General features: G+C 70.9%; 14 protein-coding genes. 7 read left to right on the forward strand and 7 right to left on the reverse strand.

Annotated elements, in window-relative coordinates; translation table 11 throughout:
* Nucleotides 1–120: 120 nt before the first annotated feature.
* The 4 genes from AMK22_RS10745 to AMK22_RS10760 are packed head-to-tail and all read right to left on the reverse strand — an operon-like array spanning nucleotide 121 to nucleotide 5,763.
* Nucleotides 121–1,371, reverse strand: coding sequence for an NAD(P)/FAD-dependent oxidoreductase (locus tag AMK22_RS10745; RefSeq protein ID WP_073783793.1), 1,251 nt, complete (start codon nucleotides 1,369–1,371; stop codon nucleotides 121–123).
* A complete protein-coding gene (locus AMK22_RS10750; protein ID WP_073783795.1) occupies nucleotides 1,368–2,804 on the reverse strand; it encodes an NAD(P)/FAD-dependent oxidoreductase in 1,437 nt (478 codons plus the stop codon). The genes AMK22_RS10745 and AMK22_RS10750 overlap by 4 nt, the downstream gene beginning before the upstream one ends.
* On the reverse strand, nucleotides 2,801–4,234 hold the full coding sequence (locus tag AMK22_RS10755; RefSeq protein WP_073783797.1) for an FGGY family carbohydrate kinase: 1,434 nt from the start codon (nucleotides 4,232–4,234) through the stop codon (nucleotides 2,801–2,803). The genes AMK22_RS10750 and AMK22_RS10755 overlap by 4 nt, the downstream gene beginning before the upstream one ends.
* Complete coding sequence (locus tag AMK22_RS10760) at nucleotides 4,231–5,763, reverse strand: APC family permease (RefSeq protein WP_073783799.1); 1,533 nt, start codon at nucleotides 5,761–5,763, stop codon at nucleotides 4,231–4,233. The genes AMK22_RS10755 and AMK22_RS10760 overlap by 4 nt, the downstream gene beginning before the upstream one ends.
* Before the next feature lie 411 nt (nucleotides 5,764–6,174).
* Here AMK22_RS10760 and AMK22_RS10765 point away from each other — a divergent pair, with 411 nt between their 5' ends.
* The 3 genes from AMK22_RS10765 to AMK22_RS10775 all read left to right on the forward strand — a co-directional run bounded on the left by AMK22_RS10765 (nucleotide 6,175) and on the right by AMK22_RS10775 (nucleotide 8,344).
* Complete coding sequence (locus AMK22_RS10765; RefSeq protein WP_073783801.1) at nucleotides 6,175–6,936, forward strand: DeoR/GlpR family DNA-binding transcription regulator; 762 nt, start codon at nucleotides 6,175–6,177, stop codon at nucleotides 6,934–6,936.
* Between the two features lie 536 nt (nucleotides 6,937–7,472).
* A complete protein-coding gene (locus tag AMK22_RS10770; RefSeq protein WP_143203542.1) occupies nucleotides 7,473–7,691 on the forward strand; it encodes a hypothetical protein in 219 nt (72 codons plus the stop codon).
* Nucleotides 7,688–8,344 carry an HAD family hydrolase gene (locus AMK22_RS10775; protein ID WP_073783805.1) on the forward strand — a complete coding sequence of 219 codons (657 nt, stop codon included), beginning with the start codon at nucleotides 7,688–7,690 and terminating at the stop codon, nucleotides 8,342–8,344. Before AMK22_RS10770 ends, AMK22_RS10775 begins: the two co-directional genes overlap by 4 nt.
* 188 nt (nucleotides 8,345–8,532) lie before the next feature.
* Here AMK22_RS10775 and AMK22_RS10780 read toward each other — a convergent pair whose 3' ends face one another.
* On the reverse strand, nucleotides 8,533–10,410 hold the full coding sequence (locus AMK22_RS10780; RefSeq protein ID WP_073783807.1) for an amidohydrolase: 1,878 nt from the start codon (nucleotides 10,408–10,410) through the stop codon (nucleotides 8,533–8,535).
* A gap of 102 nt (nucleotides 10,411–10,512) precedes the next feature.
* Here AMK22_RS10780 and AMK22_RS10785 point away from each other — a divergent pair, with 102 nt between their 5' ends.
* The gene (locus AMK22_RS10785) at nucleotides 10,513–11,532 is read left to right on the forward strand and encodes a LacI family DNA-binding transcriptional regulator (RefSeq protein ID WP_079186051.1); all 1,020 of its coding nucleotides are present in this window, start codon (nucleotides 10,513–10,515) and stop codon (nucleotides 11,530–11,532) included.
* A 307-nt stretch (nucleotides 11,533–11,839) separates the two neighbouring features.
* Here the strand turns inward: AMK22_RS10785 and AMK22_RS10790 are convergent, their stop codons facing one another.
* Nucleotides 11,840–12,499, reverse strand: a complete 660-nt coding sequence (locus AMK22_RS10790; protein ID WP_242433914.1) for a LysE family translocator — start codon at nucleotides 12,497–12,499, stop codon at nucleotides 11,840–11,842.
* Nucleotides 12,500–12,945: 446 nt separating this feature from the next.
* On the opposite strand from AMK22_RS10790, the gene AMK22_RS10795 reads away from it, so the two are divergent.
* Complete coding sequence (locus AMK22_RS10795; protein ID WP_242433915.1) at nucleotides 12,946–13,551, forward strand: TetR/AcrR family transcriptional regulator; 606 nt, start codon at nucleotides 12,946–12,948, stop codon at nucleotides 13,549–13,551.
* Here the strand turns inward: AMK22_RS10795 and AMK22_RS40000 are convergent, their stop codons facing one another.
* Nucleotides 13,552–13,812, reverse strand: coding sequence for a hypothetical protein (locus tag AMK22_RS40000; protein WP_199883184.1), 261 nt, complete (start codon nucleotides 13,810–13,812; stop codon nucleotides 13,552–13,554). It lies immediately after the preceding gene.
* Between the two features lie 255 nt (nucleotides 13,813–14,067).
* Here AMK22_RS40000 and AMK22_RS10805 point away from each other — a divergent pair, with 255 nt between their 5' ends.
* Nucleotides 14,068–15,090: a D-alanyl-D-alanine carboxypeptidase family protein gene (locus AMK22_RS10805; protein WP_443333287.1), complete on the forward strand. Its 1,023-nt coding sequence runs from the start codon at nucleotides 14,068–14,070 to the stop codon at nucleotides 15,088–15,090.
* On the forward strand, nucleotides 15,087–16,073 hold the full coding sequence (locus AMK22_RS10810) for an endonuclease/exonuclease/phosphatase family protein (RefSeq protein WP_079186054.1): 987 nt from the start codon (nucleotides 15,087–15,089) through the stop codon (nucleotides 16,071–16,073). Before AMK22_RS10805 ends, AMK22_RS10810 begins: the two co-directional genes overlap by 4 nt.
* The last annotated feature ends 12 nt before the right edge of the window (nucleotides 16,074–16,085 follow it).

Below are 16,085 nucleotides of genomic sequence, written 5' to 3' on the forward strand. Positions count from 1 at the left end.
CGGCCGGGGGGGCACACCTCCGCAGGGCGCCGGAATGGTCTCACGCTCCTGAAGGCGGAGCGAGTCCGCGATGGTGGCCGGCGGGTGCGGGGCACCATCGCGAACTCGTGGCGCGACAGGCTACATGGTGATGTGGACGGGGCCTCCGGTGAGGGAGATCCCGTCGAGGACCGAGGACGGGATACGGAAGACCCGACCGGGGGCCGCAGGCCAGGCAAGGGTGCGGCGGGTGACGACACGGCCGTCCTGACGGACCGTCACCTTGGGGAAGCGGACGAACTCGTCCGTCCAGAGCAGGAGCCGGTCGCGGGCCGGAGCCGGATCGCCGGGGCGGAGGATCTGCGGTGCGATCCAGCGGAACGGGGCGTCGGCGATCAGGCGGACCCCCTCGGTCGGCTCGCGCCTTCCGTCCAGGTGGTCGATGACCTGCTGGGCGACGTGCTTGCCGTCGAGGGCGGCCACGTCTGCGGTGTCGACGGGGTGGAGCATGTTGCCGACCGCGAAGACTCCGGGCCGGCTGGTGCGCAGCGCGGTGTCCGTGAGGGGGCCGAGGGTGCTCTCGTCGAGGGTGATGCCCGCGGAACGTACGAGTTCGTGGTCGGGGATCCAGTCGCCGGTGAAGACGACGGTGTCGCATTCGACGGTTCGGCGCCTGCCCGTGTCGAGGTGCTCGATCTCGACAGCCTCGCAACGGCCCTTGCCCAGGATCCGGGTGACCCGGCAGCGGGTGGCGACCGGAACGCGGAGAACGGTGCGGCCTGCGGCGTTGAAGGCGCCGTAGGACTCCGCCTTCGGGTACTTGCTGATCATGAGCGCGGGGGTGCAGCCGGCTTCACGGAGGGTCATGGCCGCGGACCAGCTGACCAGTTCGCCACCGACGATGACGGCCCGCTCGCCGACGGGCTGGTGGTGGAGGTGGACGAGGTTTTGGAGTTGACCGGTGGTGTAGACCCCGTGGGGGCGGTCTCCGGGGATGCGGCGTGCGGTGCGGGGCCGTTCGCGGGCTCCGGTCGCCAGGACGATGGCTCGGGCACGGATCTGGTAGCGGCCCTCGGGGCTGGTGACGTCGACGGTGCGCTGGTCGGACCAGCCGGTGACCATGGTGCTGGTGCGGATCTCCGCTCCGGACCGTGCGGCCCGGTCGGTCAGGTGACGGGCGTAGGCGGGGCCGGTCATCACACGGCGCAGGTCTCGCAGGCCGTATCCGGTGTGGTCGCTGTGCCGGGGAATGCCGCCGGCCTGCTTCTCCCGGTCGACGACCAGGACCCGCCCGGCACCACGGTCGACGAGTTCGGCGGCGGCGGTGAGCCCTGCGGGACCGCCTCCGATGATGAGGACATCGGGCTCGATGAGGGGCAGCTGGTGGGTCATCGGTTGTCCTTGTGCTGGCTGCAGCAGCCGTCGTTGGTCTGGTGCCGGGTACGCAGGGCGGCGACGGCCGCGCCGCAGAAGAAGCCCTGGCAGCGGCCGTTCATGGCCCGGGTGCGTCGGCGCAGCCCTTCCAGACTGCGCGCGGGCACCGGGGCGTGGCAGGCGTCTCGGATCTCGCCCTCGGTGACCCGTTCGCAGAAGCAGACGATGGTGCCGTAGGCGGCGTCCTCGGCGATGAGGTCGGCGTCCTGGTAGGGGCGTGTGGTGGCTTCGCCGATGTTCGGCATCCGGGGCGGGGCAGGCAGGTCGCTGCGGCTGCGGAGCCCGAGTCCGGCTTCCGCCAGGAGCCCGCTGACGTGCTCGGCGATGGCGATGCCTGCCGTCAGGCCGGTGGAGCGGATGCCACCCACAAGGAGGTATCGCTGTTCGGGGGTGGCTTCGATGAGGTAGTCGTCGCGGTCGATCGCGGCACGCAGTCCGGCGTAGCTGGCGGTGACCTCCTCGTCGAGCAGGCTCGGCATGAGCCGCGCGCCCTTGCCGAGGAGGAAGTCGTAGCCGTCCTCGGACGTGGCGGTGTCGGTGCGGTCGGTGAGGTCCTCGGCGGTGGGGCCGAGCATGACGTTGCCGTAGATCGTCGGGGAAATGAGCACGCCCTTGCCGCGGGAGGAGGGCACCGGCAGGACGATCTTGCCGGCCTTGGGCCGTGCCAGCTTGTCGAACACGAACAGTTCGCCGCGGCGGGGGGTGACGGTGAAGCGGTCGTGGCCGAAGAACCGGTCGATCGTGTCGGCGCCGAGGCCCGCCGCGTTGACGACCCAGCGGGCTCGCACATCGCCCTGGGCGGTGTGCAGCGTCGTCGCGTCGTCGCCCACGTCGATGCCGGTCACGGCGTGTTCGAGCAGGATCGTGGTCCCGCGTTGCCTGGCGTCCGTGGCCAGGGCGAGGTTGGTGGTCCAGGTGCAGATGATGGACTCGTCGGGAACGCTCAGGCCGCCGAGCACACCCTCGCCGAGATCGGGCAGGACCCGGTACACCTCGTCCGCGTCGACGATGCGGCAGTGCTCGTATCCGTTGGCCTCGGCCTTCTCCTTCAGGGCGGGCAGGGCGTCGAGCTCTTCCTGGTTCCAGGCCACCAGCACGGCGCCGGTGTGCTCGACGGGGATTCCGGTGGCCTTGGCGTAATCGCTCAGCAGGTGGTAGCCGCGAGCCACGAGCCGGGACTCCAGCGTGCCCGGTTTGGCGTCGAAGCCCGTGTGCAGGATGGCGGTGTTGGCCTTGCTGGTTCCGTCTCCGACGTCGTCGCGGGCTTCGAGCAGCGCCACGGAGACGTCGTGGCCCGACAGCTCGCGTGCGATGGCCGAGCCGACGATGCCTCCTCCGATCACCACGATGTCGAAGACTTCGGGGTGAGAACGGTGGGGGGTGGGGGTCATGAGTGGTCTCCCTTGGTGGCGCAGGCCGCGGCGGCCTGCGCCCATGTGGTGCGGAACTCCTGGGCCCGGTCCTCGGACCAGCGGGGTTCGTAGACGGCCGCCGGCTGCCAGTCGCCGACGGCCTCTTCGAGGCTGATGGCGGGGTCGAGCGCACAGCGGGCGAGCGCGGCGGCGCCGAGGGGGGTGGCGTGCGCGTTGGGGTAGATGTCGACGGGGAGCTGGGCGATGTCGGCCTGGGCCTGCATGAGGGCGGCGGAGTTGGTCAGTCCGCCGTCGGCGCGCAGCCGGTCCAGGGGCCGGTCGAGGTCGCGGCCGACGAGGGCCGTGAGCTCGGTGACCTGGGCGGCTATGCCCTGGAGCACGGCCAGGACGAGGTGCTCGCGGCGGGTGGCCAGCGTCAGACCGGTGAGGGAGGCCGTGGCCTCGGAAGCCCACCACGGAGCGGCGAGTCCGGCGAACGCCGGGACGCACAGGACGCCCTCGCTGTCCTCCGCGACCAGCGCGTCGAGCTCGGTGGCGGACTGAAGAAGACCGAGGTCCTGCAGCCAGCGCACGGCCGAGGCCACGGTGTAGACCTGACCGTCCAGGCAGTACCGGGTCTGCCCCGCGGCCTGCCAGGCCACCGACGTCGTCAGGCCCGCGCTGGAGCGCACGGGGACCGGTCCCGTGTTCGCCAGCAGGAACGCGCCCGTGCCGTAGGTGCACTTGGCCGTTCCCTGCTCCAGGCACGCCTCGGCGACCAGGGCGGCCTGCTGGTCCACGATCAGGCCGGCCACCGGCGTCTCCGGCCCGAAGGCGCGCGTGGTGCCGACCACCTCGTCACTGCCGACGATGCGCGGCAGCCGCTCGTCGCCGAGGGAGAACAGATCGGCGAGATGCCCGTCCCACGCCGCGCCGTCCAGGTCGAAGATCAGGGAACGGCTGGCGGTGGAGGCGTCGGTGACGAACTCGCCCGTCAGGTGGTGCACGAGCCAGGTGTCGGTGGTGGTCACCACCCCGTCACGGGTGAGATTGCGGCGCAGCCACGCCATCTTGGGCGCGGAGAAGTAGGGGTCGAGAACGAGACCGGTACGCCGCGCGATGTCCTCACGGTGCTCGGCCAGCTCGGCACAGATGCTCTCCGCACGACTGTCCTGCCAGACGATCGCCGGGGACAGCGGCGTTCCCGTGGCCTCGTCCCAGGCCAGGACGGTCTCTCCCTGGTTGGCCAGGGCCACGCCGTCGATGGGCCGGCCGGCCATGCGCATGGCCCGGCGGCCGGCGGTGAGGACGGAGTCGAGCAGTTCGTACGGATTCTGTTCGACGCCTCCCCCGGGCAGGTAGGCGGGGCGGATGGTCTCCTCGGCTATGGCGACCGTTCCGTCCTCGGCGTCGACGACGATGGCTTTGGTGCCCGAGGTGCCCTGGTCGATGGCGAGGATCGTGGTCATCGCGGGGCCCCTTCCGTGCCGGCTGCGGAGGGCGCGGTGGCGCTGTCCAGGGCGCGGTCGACGTCAGCCATGTCCGGCATCGTCAGGGCGGCGCGTCCGCGCCGGGCGATGAGCGCCACCAGGTAGACGGCGCCGATCCCGCACAGCACCAGGACGTAGGCCCAGGGGCCGCGGAAGGAGGCGTCCCGGAAGATGAGCAGCTCGTACACCAGCCAGATCGCGGCCAGAATCAGGACCGGGACCTCCCACCGTCCCAGGGAGAAGCCGCGCGACGGCGGCAGGGAGGAGCGCTTGACCGCGTACATCGCGACCGTGCCGGCGTAGATGACGGCGGGCAGCAGGGTGGCGGCGGAGAACAGCTGGAACAGGGCGTCGGTGGAACGGGAGAAGACCGCGAGGACGATCTGCGCAATGAGCATCATGAACACGGTGGCGTTCAGCGGCGTCGCCGTCCGGGGGTGGATGCGCTTGAGCAGACGCCATCCGGGGAAGCGCTCGTCCCTGGACATCGCGTAGACCAGGCGGGTTCCGCTGAGGGTGATCACCAGTCCGCAGGAGAAGATCGAGACCACGACGAGGACCAGGAGGGCCTTGCCCACCACGGACCCGAGCACGGCGGTGATCACGGTGGCCACCGGGGTGGCCGACTCGGCGGCGCCGTCGACCTGGCCGACGGCGGCGGTCACGGCGACCAGGAAGAGGAAGCCGAGGACACCCAGGGACAGGACGGCCTGGACCATCGCCTTGGGGATGACGCGGGCGGGGTTCTTGGTCTCCTCCGCCAGGTTCGCCGCGGACTCGAATCCGACGATGGTGAACGCGCCGAGCAGGAATGCCAGGGCGAAGGGGCCGGCGTCGGTTCCGCCGCCCAGAGCGTAGTAGCCGCTCTCCGGAATCGTCCCGGTGTCGAACAGGGTGGCGAAGTCGAGCTTGCCGGTGAAGTAGCCCACCGCGAACAGCAGCACCGTCAGTGTGATCATGCCGATGAGCTGTGCCGTCACCGCCGCGCTGTTGACCTTGTGCGTGATGCGCGTGGACGCGGCGACCAGCAGGGCCTGCAGCAGCACCACGCCCGCCGTGATGACCCAGGCGTTCTGTGTCGTGCCGATGTACTGGAACAGCTCGGGGAGGATCGTGGAGGCGATCGTGTAGTCCACGGCGACCACGACGACCCCGAGGAAGGCGAACGAGATCCAGCCCATGATCCAGCCCCACACGGGCCCGACGATCCGCGACACCCACTGGTAGGAGTAGCCGCTGATCGGGATACGCGCCGCCAGCGCTCCGAAGACGAGGGCGATGCAGAGCTGGCCGATCACGGAGATGGGCCAGGCCCAGATGCCGCGCGGGCCCGAGGTGGCGAGCACCGAGCCGTAGGCCGTGAAGATCCCTGTCGCGATCGACACGAACCCGAACGCCACGGAGAACGAGGCGTACCAGCCCAGCTCCCGCGCCATCACCTGGTTCGGCTCGCCCTGCTGCACCTCAGCCGTTCTTGGCGCCTGAGCACCTGCTTCTGATTTGGCCATGACCTCGTTCCCTGCTTCAGAGTGCCCCGCCGTCGCCGCGGAAGCCAGTGGGTGGTGGAGAACCGGATGCGGTCGGTATCGAGGCGCGCGCCCCACAGGGATGCGCTGGAGCCTGTCCGTGGCGGGACAGCTGCAAGGGCGCGCGGTCCGCGCCACCTCGATGCCTTTCAACAGTCCCTCGTGACCGTTTGTGTGGACTATTGACTGCTGAGAGTGTGGACCCTTGCCCGTTTGCCGTCAAGGGTTCACGCTCGCGACCTGGGGAGCCACCGCTGATCGCTTAGCAGAAACCGACCTTGAGCTGCAGAGAAAACCGAATTTTGCGGCCGTCGGCGATGCGTTCCGGACATCACATGAGCCCTAGAATGCAGTCAGGGTTCCACAGAAACAGTCAATCAGAGAGGGTCGGACGTGCTAGCAGCCGAGCGTCACCGCAGGATCGTCGCCGAGATCGCCCGGCTCAGATTCATCACGACCGACGACCTGACCAGCCTGCTGAGCGTCTCCCACGAGACGATCCGCAGGGACCTCGCCCTCCTTGAGCGCCGCGGCGAGCTGGCACGCGTCCACGGAGGCGCCACCGCCGTCCAGTCCCCCGTCGGGGAGGAGGCATCCTTCAATGAACGCAGGGGCGCCTTCCTCGCCGAGAAGCAGGCCATCGGCCGAGCCGCAGCGGCCCTGATCGAACCCAACCAGACGGTCGTCATCGATGTCGGCACCACGGCTCTGGAGGTGGCCCGCGCCCTGCCCGCCGACCACGTCGGCGTCATCGCCACTCCCTCCCTGCTCGTGGCCGCCGAAGTCAGCTCCCGCCCGCGCGTCGAGGTTCTGGTCAGCGGCGGGCGGCTGCGCGGAGGCGACCTGGCCTGCTCCAACGCCCAGACCGTCGAGTTCTTCGACAACCTGCGCGCGGACGCGGTCTTCCTGGGCTCCGGAGGCATCGCCTCCTACGGCCTGACCGACTTCCACCTCGACGAAGTCGCGACGAAGCGCGCCATGCTCGCCAACGCGTCCCACCGCTACGTACTCGCCGATTCCAGCAAGTTCGGACGCACGGCCGCCCACCGCGTCTGCGAACTCGACGGCTTCGACACCCTCATCACCGACAGTCCCTGCCCGGACGACCTGAGCGACGCCCTCGACGCGGCGGGCGACAACATCGTCGTGGCCTGAGGAACCGTGGCCCGAAGGACCGTGTCCCGAAGAACCGTCGCGGCCCGAGGGCAGGGCAGCCGACCCCGTTTCCTTCAGCATCGGCAGATCCCTCGACGTCGGCAGATCTCCCGGCATCGGAAGATCCCTTGCCTCTGGCGCGGCGGGGGGCGCACGCACGCGAGGAGCAGCGCGAGGAATCCCGCCGTTCCGCCGCGGCCGTGCAGACGATCCACCGACGCCTCCCACCTGGACCTCCTCTTGACTCCCTCCTGCCACCGCGTTCACAATCGCAGACAGAAACAGTCAACTTTCCACATGTTCGGGCATCGGAGCGGCGACGCGTCATGACAAGATCGAGACGCCGCAACCGGCCTTCTATTACCGGACGAACCACTGCAGCCGCCCCGCGCGGGAGTGAGGGACGGCTCCAGCTCTCCACCGGAACCGAGGGACCCCCTGTCCCGGCGCGGGAACATCTCTCGGGGTCCCCCCGCGAGCCTGTGCTCGGGTGCTCCCGGGCCGCCCGCGTCGGGAACCAGGTCTTCGCCGCCGACATGACGGCCGGGGCCGCCGACGGGGCCGCCGAATATGCCGAGGCAGCAGCGCGGGCGCGCGAGATCCTCGGCCGCATCGACGCCGGCTTAGACCCGATGAGCGCCGTCCACGGCGTTGGCTTCCGCGACGTCCTCCCTGATACGGCGGTCGTCGAGGTGGGCGTGCTCGCTGCCGCAGACCCTCTCGTCGAGACGAAAGCCGACACCCTCCCACAGTGAACCCGACCGAGAACATCACCTCGATCTTCGACCTCGACGGCGTCCTGACCAGCGACGACACATTGTCGTCACTGGTCAGATCCCGTCTGGCAGCTCGTCCTCTCCGGTTCGCCGCTGCGCTCCCACCGTTCCTGCTCGCCTCGGCCGCACCACCGGACGGCACGCTGAGGCCCGCGATGAACCGGGCGATCGTAGCCTTGGCGCTGCGCGGAATGACCCGCGGCCAGTACGAGGAGCTGGCCGCCGCGACGGGCCGGACCATGGCGGCCCGGACAGCGGTCGGGCAGGCCGTGACCAGGTGCCTGCGCGCCCTCGACGAGGGTCCGACAGTCGTGGCGACAGCCTCGGAGGAGAACCTCGCGCGTGCGTTTCTGGACGGTGTCGGCTTGCACGGCATCCCCTTGGCCGCTTCCCGGCTCGACTTCACCCCACGAGGGCCTCGACTCGTCGCGCACAACGTGGGCGAAGCAAAGGTCGATGCCGTCCGAGCGCTGGGGTTCGCCCCCGAGGAAGCGGTCCTGTACACCGACTCGGCCAGCGACCTCCCGCTCGCCCGTGTCGCCCGCCGGACCGTCACCGTCAACGCCGCCCGTCGCTCGATCGCGAAGCTCACCGGCGCCTCCGCGGACATCCGTCACGAGCGCTGGCGCTGAGACGGCACGAGCTGCCCCAGGCGGTCCCCTTCCACGACGGACGAGCACCCAGGCGTGGAGCAGCCGGTCACCGGACTCCGCGACGGCCAGGGCCGCGGTCCAAAACGCTCAGGCCATCCGGTGGGGCGGTACGCAAGGGGCCGTGCCGCCCCACCGGCACGTTCGGTCAGAAATGCGGAGTCGGACCGCTACGGTCGGTCGTCTTCATGGCCGCAGGCCCGGTGCCGTCCGCCGTGCACCGCCGCGCTCGCCGACGGGCGCGGAGCGGTGGTGGCCCGGTCGAGTCGCGCGGCCGCGGCCCGTCCCGCCGACGAGTGCGCGTCGTGGACGACCCGGCCGCCCACCAGGGTCAGCTCCACACGGGTGTCGCTGATGTCGGCCACAGGGCATTTCGTCACATCGCGGTCGAGAACGATCAGGTCCGCCGCCAGCCCGGGGCGGACGGTTCCCGTGAGCCGGTCCATGCGCAGCTGCCATGCCGTGCCGTGCGTGTGCATCCGCAGCGTCGACGTACGGCTCAGCCCCTCCAGCTCCCGGTGGAGCGGCCCCTCGCCCTCCGCGCCCGTGCGGTCGATCGCCGTACGGATCTGGTTCCACGTCTGGAGCGGGTCCACCGGCCAGTCCGAACCGCCCGAGAGCCGGGCCCCGTGCCGCTCCAGGGAGCGGGCGGGGTACATCCATCGGTGCCGCTCGGGCCCGATGTACGGCAGCAGCGCCTCCATCGTCCACGTGTCCTGTGCGGCCCACTGGAGCTGCATGCAGGCCACGACGTCCAGCGCGGCGAACCGCCTCAGATCCGCCGGGTCCACCAACTGGAGGTGAGCGATGGTGTTCCGGGCACCACGCAGCCCGGTCGTGCGCCGGGCGTACGCGTACCCGTCGAGCGCCGTACGCACCGCGCGATCGCCGAGCCCATGAGCGTGCATCTGCCAGCCGGCCCGGTTGAAGACCTCGGTCAGCCGCCCGTATTCCTGTCCGGTGGCGTACAGCTCACCGCGGTTGTCGGTCGGGTGTCCGGAACCGTCCAGATAGGGTTCCAAAAGCGCCGCCGTCTGCGCCGGGTACTCGATCACCCCGTCGAGGAACACCTTGATCGTCCCGAACCGCAGCCCGGGTACGTCACGGAAGGAGTGCCGCAGCCCGCGCGCATGGGCAAGGGCGGCTTTCGGATCCTTCACCAGGTCTGCGTCGATCCTGATCGCGGGGACGATCCGCTGCGGCAACGACCCCGCGTCCGCCAGGGCCTGATAGAGCGCCAGCTCGCTCTGCCCGACCAGCGCGTCCATCATGGTCGTCACGCCGCAAGCCGCTGCCTGGGCGAGGACCCGGGCGCAGGCGGCGACCAGTTCGGCCTTGCCGGGCTCCGGAATGTGACGGGTCACCAGCGGCTGGGCGTCGTCCTTGAGCACTCCGCTGGGCTGCCCGTCCGGCCCCTTCACGATCTTTCCGCCCACAGGATCGGGGGTCGCCGCCGTGATTCCGGCGATCTCCAGGGCACGGGCGTTGACCCAGATGTTGTGGCCGTCGCCCCCGATGAGCGCGACCGGGCGGCGCGTGGGAAGGGCGTCGAGCAGCGAGTGGTGAGGGAGGGTGCCGTGCGGCAGCAGACCGATCGGGTTCCAGTCCGAGACCACCAGCCAGCCCTCGGGTTCCTGGCCCGGCGTGTCCTGGAGAAATCCGGTGAGGATCGCCACGAGTTCCTCGGCGGTCGTCTCGGCACCCTCCAGGGAGGGGCGCAGTGAGCGGTCGCCCGCGGAGAGGGGATGCACATGGCCGTCGTGGATGCCGCTCATCACGGTCGCCCCGCGCGCGTCGACGATCTCGGTGCCACGTCCGGCGAGGCGGCGCAGGTCGCGGCCCCGGCCGGTGGCGAGAATCCGGCCGTCGTGCCCGACGGCCACGGCCTCGACGGGGCGGGCACCGGGAAGTCCGGTGAACACCTGTGCGTTGTGGACGATCAGGGCGGCGGCGCTCCGCTGGGCGGCGGCCGCGGGGCCGGCCGCCGCACCCACCAGTCCGGCCGCACCCGCGGCAAGCACGGTCCGCCGGGCGAGAGAAGAAGTCATGGCCACTCCAAGGGTTGGGCTGCATTCGCTGTGGCCGGACCCTCTTTGATTAACGCCGTAACCAGAACCCGTTCGGAACGACTGAATCCGTAGGATGACGCCATGTCAGGGCCCACTCTCGCAGATGTGGCACGCGCCGCAGAGGTCTCCACCGCCACCGTCTCGCACGCTCTCAACGGAACAGGCCGGCTCGCCGACTCCACGCGCCGCCGGGTCCGCGAGGTGGCCATCGCGCTCGGCTACGGCGCACAGCGAGCCCCGCGGGCCGAGAAAACCCTGGGCGTGGCCGTCACCACCTATGCCGGATCGGCCTGGAACTTCCTCGATGTCCCGTACTTCGCCCAACTCCTCACTGTTGCCACGGCCACCGCGCACGCCCACGGCTACGCCCTGACCATCCTCCCCGCCACCTGCGGGGCCGAGACGCCCTGGCACACCCTCACCGTGGACGGCATGCTGCTCCTCGACAGCCCCACGGACGACCCGGTACTGCGTGCGCTGCGCGCCCGGGGCATCCCGCTCGTCTTCGACGGCCGACCCGTCGATCCGAGGCCCGGGGACATCTGGGTCGACAACGACCACATCGCCACCACCCGCGAGGTCCTCGGCCACCTGACCGCCTCGGGCGCCCGACGGATCGCCCTGCACGCCGGATACGGCGACGAGCACTACACCCGGACCGTGACCCGCTCCTACCAGCAGTGGTGCCACGAAAACGCCCGGACTCCGCTGGTCCTCACCTTCGACCCGTACGACACCTCGGGCCACGGCTTCGACGCCGTCTTCGCCGCCCGCGCCTGCGACGCGGTCTACACGGTCTACGATCCCGGCGGTCGCCAGGTCCTGGCCGCAGCGGCTCGCCACGGCCTGCGGATCCCCGACGACCTCCTCCTCGTCTGCGCCAGCGAGGACCGGGCCTACGCCGAGAGCGATCCACCGGTGAGCACCGTGACTCTGCACCCCGCGACGATCGCCGAGACCGCGGTGACGGCCCTGGTCTCCCGCCTGTCTTCCACCGCCCCGCCGCCGCCCCTCGGCGCCCTGACCGTCCCGGCGGTCCTCCACCCCCGCCGCTCCTCACTCCGCCGGGCCCGGTCCGGCTGCACTCGGCCGGGAGGTTGACACGCGTTCCTGCCGGTTGTTGATCACGAGGTCGCGACCGCCCCTCAGCGACCGGTCGGCCCAGGGATCTGTTCGGGGGGTGCTGCGCGCCCCGGGTCCGATGCGGCGTCGCTCAGGCTGAGGTGGCGGGGAACGCTGAGGTGGCGGGGAACGCAGGCCCCATCCGACATCGCCGCGGATGCCGTGGCCGAGGTCGTCGAGGTGATGGCGCAGGCTGGGAGTCCCCTGCTCGTCCGCGAAGGCGTCAGCCGCACCGGCGGCGGACAGCCGGTGCCGTACGCACGCACAGTGAGTCATGTGTTTCCGATCAGGCGACCAGCGGTGCCGCCATCCAGACGGCAACTCCGATCAAGGTGGAGGCGAACAGGTAATCGATGCATCTCTTCGACCGCTCACTGCGGAACAGTGCGGTGAGCGCTCGGCCGCCAAGTGCCCAGACGATGAAGGCAACGAGGTTGTTCACGGTGAAGACGGCCGTGATCACCAGCACCGCGGTGACGCCCTCGTCGGCGGACGGCGTGAGGAACTGCGCGCACATCATCGCGATGATGTAGTACGCCTTGGGGTTCAGCAGCAGGACGATCGCACCGGCCCAGAACCCGATCCGCTGCTTCCCGACGGGTGCGGCATCCGCCGCCTCCCCTCCCTTCGACCGGGCGGCACGAATGAACGCCACCGCCAACCACAGCACGTAGAGGCTCCCGACCGCGCTGAGCACCTTCGCGAGCACGGGATGCTCCAGGACGGTGACCCCCATCCCGATCCCGATCACCGTGGTCACAGCGAACGTCGCGACGTGGTACCCGGCGAGCGCCGGAACGGCGGCGCGCAGCCCGTGCGATGCGCCGATCGCCGCGAAGAACGCGTTTCCGGGGCCCGGACTGTACGCGAGCGGGAACAGGAAGACGACGAGCGCGACGAGCATGTCAGCGCTCACCGCCGATATCAGGTCGGTTGAAAGGTTCACACACCGAGCTTTCAGAACCGCCGCCGCTCGCGCTGGCGGAAGTCAGACATCGCACCACAACAACACCGGGCCGCTCCATGCCCCGCTCAAGGTCGAGCTCCGCGTCCATCGACACCGGGACCGTGGCGGCCCTCGGCTCTATTCCCTGGCGTAGATCCGGTCCGCCGCGCTGCCGGGACTCCCGGGGCGATGTCGGCGACGAGAAGGGGAGCGCTCAAAAGGCGCGACGCACCCGCTCGCCCGGTCGGATGCCGTGCTCGCGCAGCGGGACGATCAACGGTCCGCAACCCCTTGCATGTTCTATGCCATACACCCTGACTTACTGTCCAGTAGCCCCTCCAGGGGCGTCTCGTACCGGAGTTGGGGGAGGCGGTTCTCGGTATGGCCCATCGTGCTGTCGGAAGCCGGGCGGCCGTGCGCCGCGCACCCGCAGGGCCGGTGGTCCCATGAGCCCGCGCAAGAGCGACAACCGTGAGCGGATGGTCCTCAGTGCTGCGGAGTTGCTGCGGGAGTACGGCGCAGGCGCGACGAGTATCGACCGGGTGCTGGCACACAGCGGCGCCCCTCGGGGCTCGGTCTACCACCACTTCCCCGGCGGGCGGGCGCAGTTGATCGACGAGGCGGTGTCGCTCGCCGGTGCCTTCGTCTCCGGCCTGATCGACGCGGCCACGCAGGCCGATGACCCCGTGGAGGCGGTCGACGCGTTCTTCGGGCTGTGGCGCGAGCGGCTGGTGGAGAGCGATTTCCGGGCCGGATGCCCGATCGTGGCAGTGGCCGTGGAGACCAACGACGAAGCCCCGCACCTGGCCCGCTCCGCAGCTGCGGTGTTCGCCCGCTGGCAGGAGGCGCTGGCGGCCCTGTTCGTCCGGCACGGCCTGCCCGAGCAGCGAGGAAAGCGGCTCGCCGCCTTCGTCATCGCCGCGGTCGAGGGCGCAGTGATCATGTGCCGCGCCGAACAGAGCACCGCCGCACTGGAGGCGGCCGCCGCCGAGATCCACGACCTCTTGATCCACGCACTGCGAAACCGGCCCGAGCCCGTCCCCGGGCCGTGATCAGTCCACCACCTCGTCCGACCCCACCGTGAGGGAGCCGACGCGAACAAGGCCGACGACACCCTCGGCACCATCAAGGCCCGCATGTACGCGCCCGCGCTCGCCGCCCTGCGCGACACAACGGCCCCGCTCGGCTGACGGGCCGCCGTACACGGCGATCCGGCCCGCCCCGGCGCCCTCCACCGCGCGCCGGGCGGCCACCGCCCCGTTCAGGGCGCAGAGCCGACCAGGAGACGACGCGATGCCGGCCGACCTGCCCACCTGGCGGCGATCGGACGCGAGCGTCGTCCGCGAGTTCGCCTTCCGCGCCGGACACATGCAGCACGGTCGCGGCGTCGGTTCCGCCTGCCCGCACTTCTTCGCCCCCGTGCAATGACGGGAAAGGAGCCCTGGTTACAGGACCGACACAATTCCGCGCGCCGCCCGATGTACGGCCACAACCGCCCGGATGCGCTCCCCGCCGAAGGTGAGGGGGTGTGCGCGGCCTGTCGCGCACATGTCCTGGAGAGGTGGTTGCTGGTGAGTGCGCAAGAGACGGGTGCACAAGAGATACGCGGCGCCGGGCCCGATGGGGCGCGCCGGAACCGGCCCCGGGTCGGCGGGGTGTGCGTGGCGGCCGCGGTGCTGATCGCCGTCGGGGCCGGCGGCTGTTTCGCCGGGAGCCGCGCCGACGAGGGCGGCCCGGTGTCCGCGTCCTCGTCGGCCATGGGCCTGCTCGGTCTTTCGCTGCCGTGGCCCGGGGAGGGCCAGACGAGCATCCTGGTGGAGGGTCTGGGCAGCCTGGGGAGCAAGGGCGGGCGGCGGCCGGTTCCGATCGCGAGTCTGACCAAGGTGATGACCGCGTACGTCGTCCTCAAGGAGCACCCGCTCGGGGACGGGGAGCCGGGGCCGTTGATCACGGTCGACGAGCGGGCTGCGCAGGAGGCCTTCTCCCTCAGCGAGTCCACCGTGCCCCTGCGCGAAGGACAATCGCTGACGCAACGCCAGCTCCTGGAGCTGTTGTTGCTCCCTTCCGGCAACAACGTGGCGAGGCTGCTGGCCCGTTGGGACGCGGGCAGTCAGGAGGCGTTCGTCGCCAAGATGAACGACGCCGCCCGGGACCTCGGGATGACGCGGACCACGTACACCGGGGCGAGCGGGATCGAACCCACCACCGTCAGCACGGCCGAGGACCAGCTCGTGCTGGCCCGGCAGGCCATGGGGATCCCGGTGCTGCGGACCGTGGTCGCGCTGCGCAGGACGACCGTTCCGGGAGTGTCGGGCACGGTCGTCAACACCAATCGGCTGCTGGACAGACCCGGTGTGATCGGGCTCAAGACCGGGTCCAGCTCGCCCGCCGGGGGCGCTTTGATGTGGGCCGCCGAGGCGGGATCCGGTACGAAGCGACGCCTGGTGCTCGGTGTCGTCCTCGGACAGCGGGTCGACACCACGCCCGAGGCGGGCCTGCGGGCCGCCCTCGACCGGAGCGGTGCGCTGATCGAGGCCGTGCGCGATGCCCTGCCCGCGGTGCTCGACAGCCGGGGGCAGGTGCGGGCATGACCACGATCCTCACGCGTACGACCACCGGGACCGGGCACGAACGCCGGAACGGGAAAGGTGGCGGGACCGCGGCGCGGCGCGGACGCCGGACCGCGGCGGCGGCCGTGGTGACGGGAATCGTCATGTTCGCCGCCGCCCGGCTTCCGTCCGGGCCCGGCAACCTCGTGAACCTGCTGCAGACCTTCCTGCCCTGGCTCGGCCTGAGCGTGCCCCTCCTGCTCGTCCTGGCCGCCGTCCGGCGCGCACCGGCCGCCGCCGTCGCCGCCCTGGTTCCCGCTGTCACGTGGTGCTTTCTGTTCGGCGGACTGCTCACCGACAAACGTGCCGACGGCGGGGACATGACCATGGTCAGCCAGAACGTCCACGATGCGAACCCCGACCCGCGCGGGACCGCCCGCGCCCTCGCCGCGTCCGGCGCCGAGCTGCTGGCGCTGCAGGAACTGACGTCCCGGACCGCCCCCTCGTACGAGAAGGCGCTGGCCGACACGTACCCGTACCACGCGGTGCGCGGCACGGTCGGGCTGTGGAGCACCTACCCGCTGCGGGACCCGGAGCCCGTCGCGATCATGCCGTGGACCCGCGCGCTGCGGGCCACCGTCGCCACTCCGAAGGGACCGCTCGCCGTGTACGTCGCCCATCTCGCTTCCGTGCGCGTGAGCCTCGCGGGAGGCTTCGCCACGGAACGCCGCAACGAGGCGGCCGCGAAGCTCGCCGAGGCGGTACGGGCCGAACCGCTGCCCCGTGTCGTCGTGGCCGGTGACTTCAACGGCACACCTGACGACACATCGCTGCGTCCCCTGACCGGAGAGCTGCGTTCCGCGCAGCGGACAGCGGGACAGGGGTTCGGCCTCACCTGGCCGGCCGCCTTCCCGGTGGCCCGGATCGACCAGATCCTCGTGAGGGGCGCCACCCCGACGGCGTCCTCGACCCTGCCGCGCACCGGCAGCGACCACCTCCCGGTCGCCGCCTCCCTGCGCCTGTGAACGCCCTGACGA

Origin of the sequence: Streptomyces sp. CB01580, assembly GCF_001905795.1 — a bacterium.
In the GTDB taxonomy this organism is placed as follows: domain Bacteria; phylum Actinomycetota; class Actinomycetes; order Streptomycetales; family Streptomycetaceae; genus Streptomyces.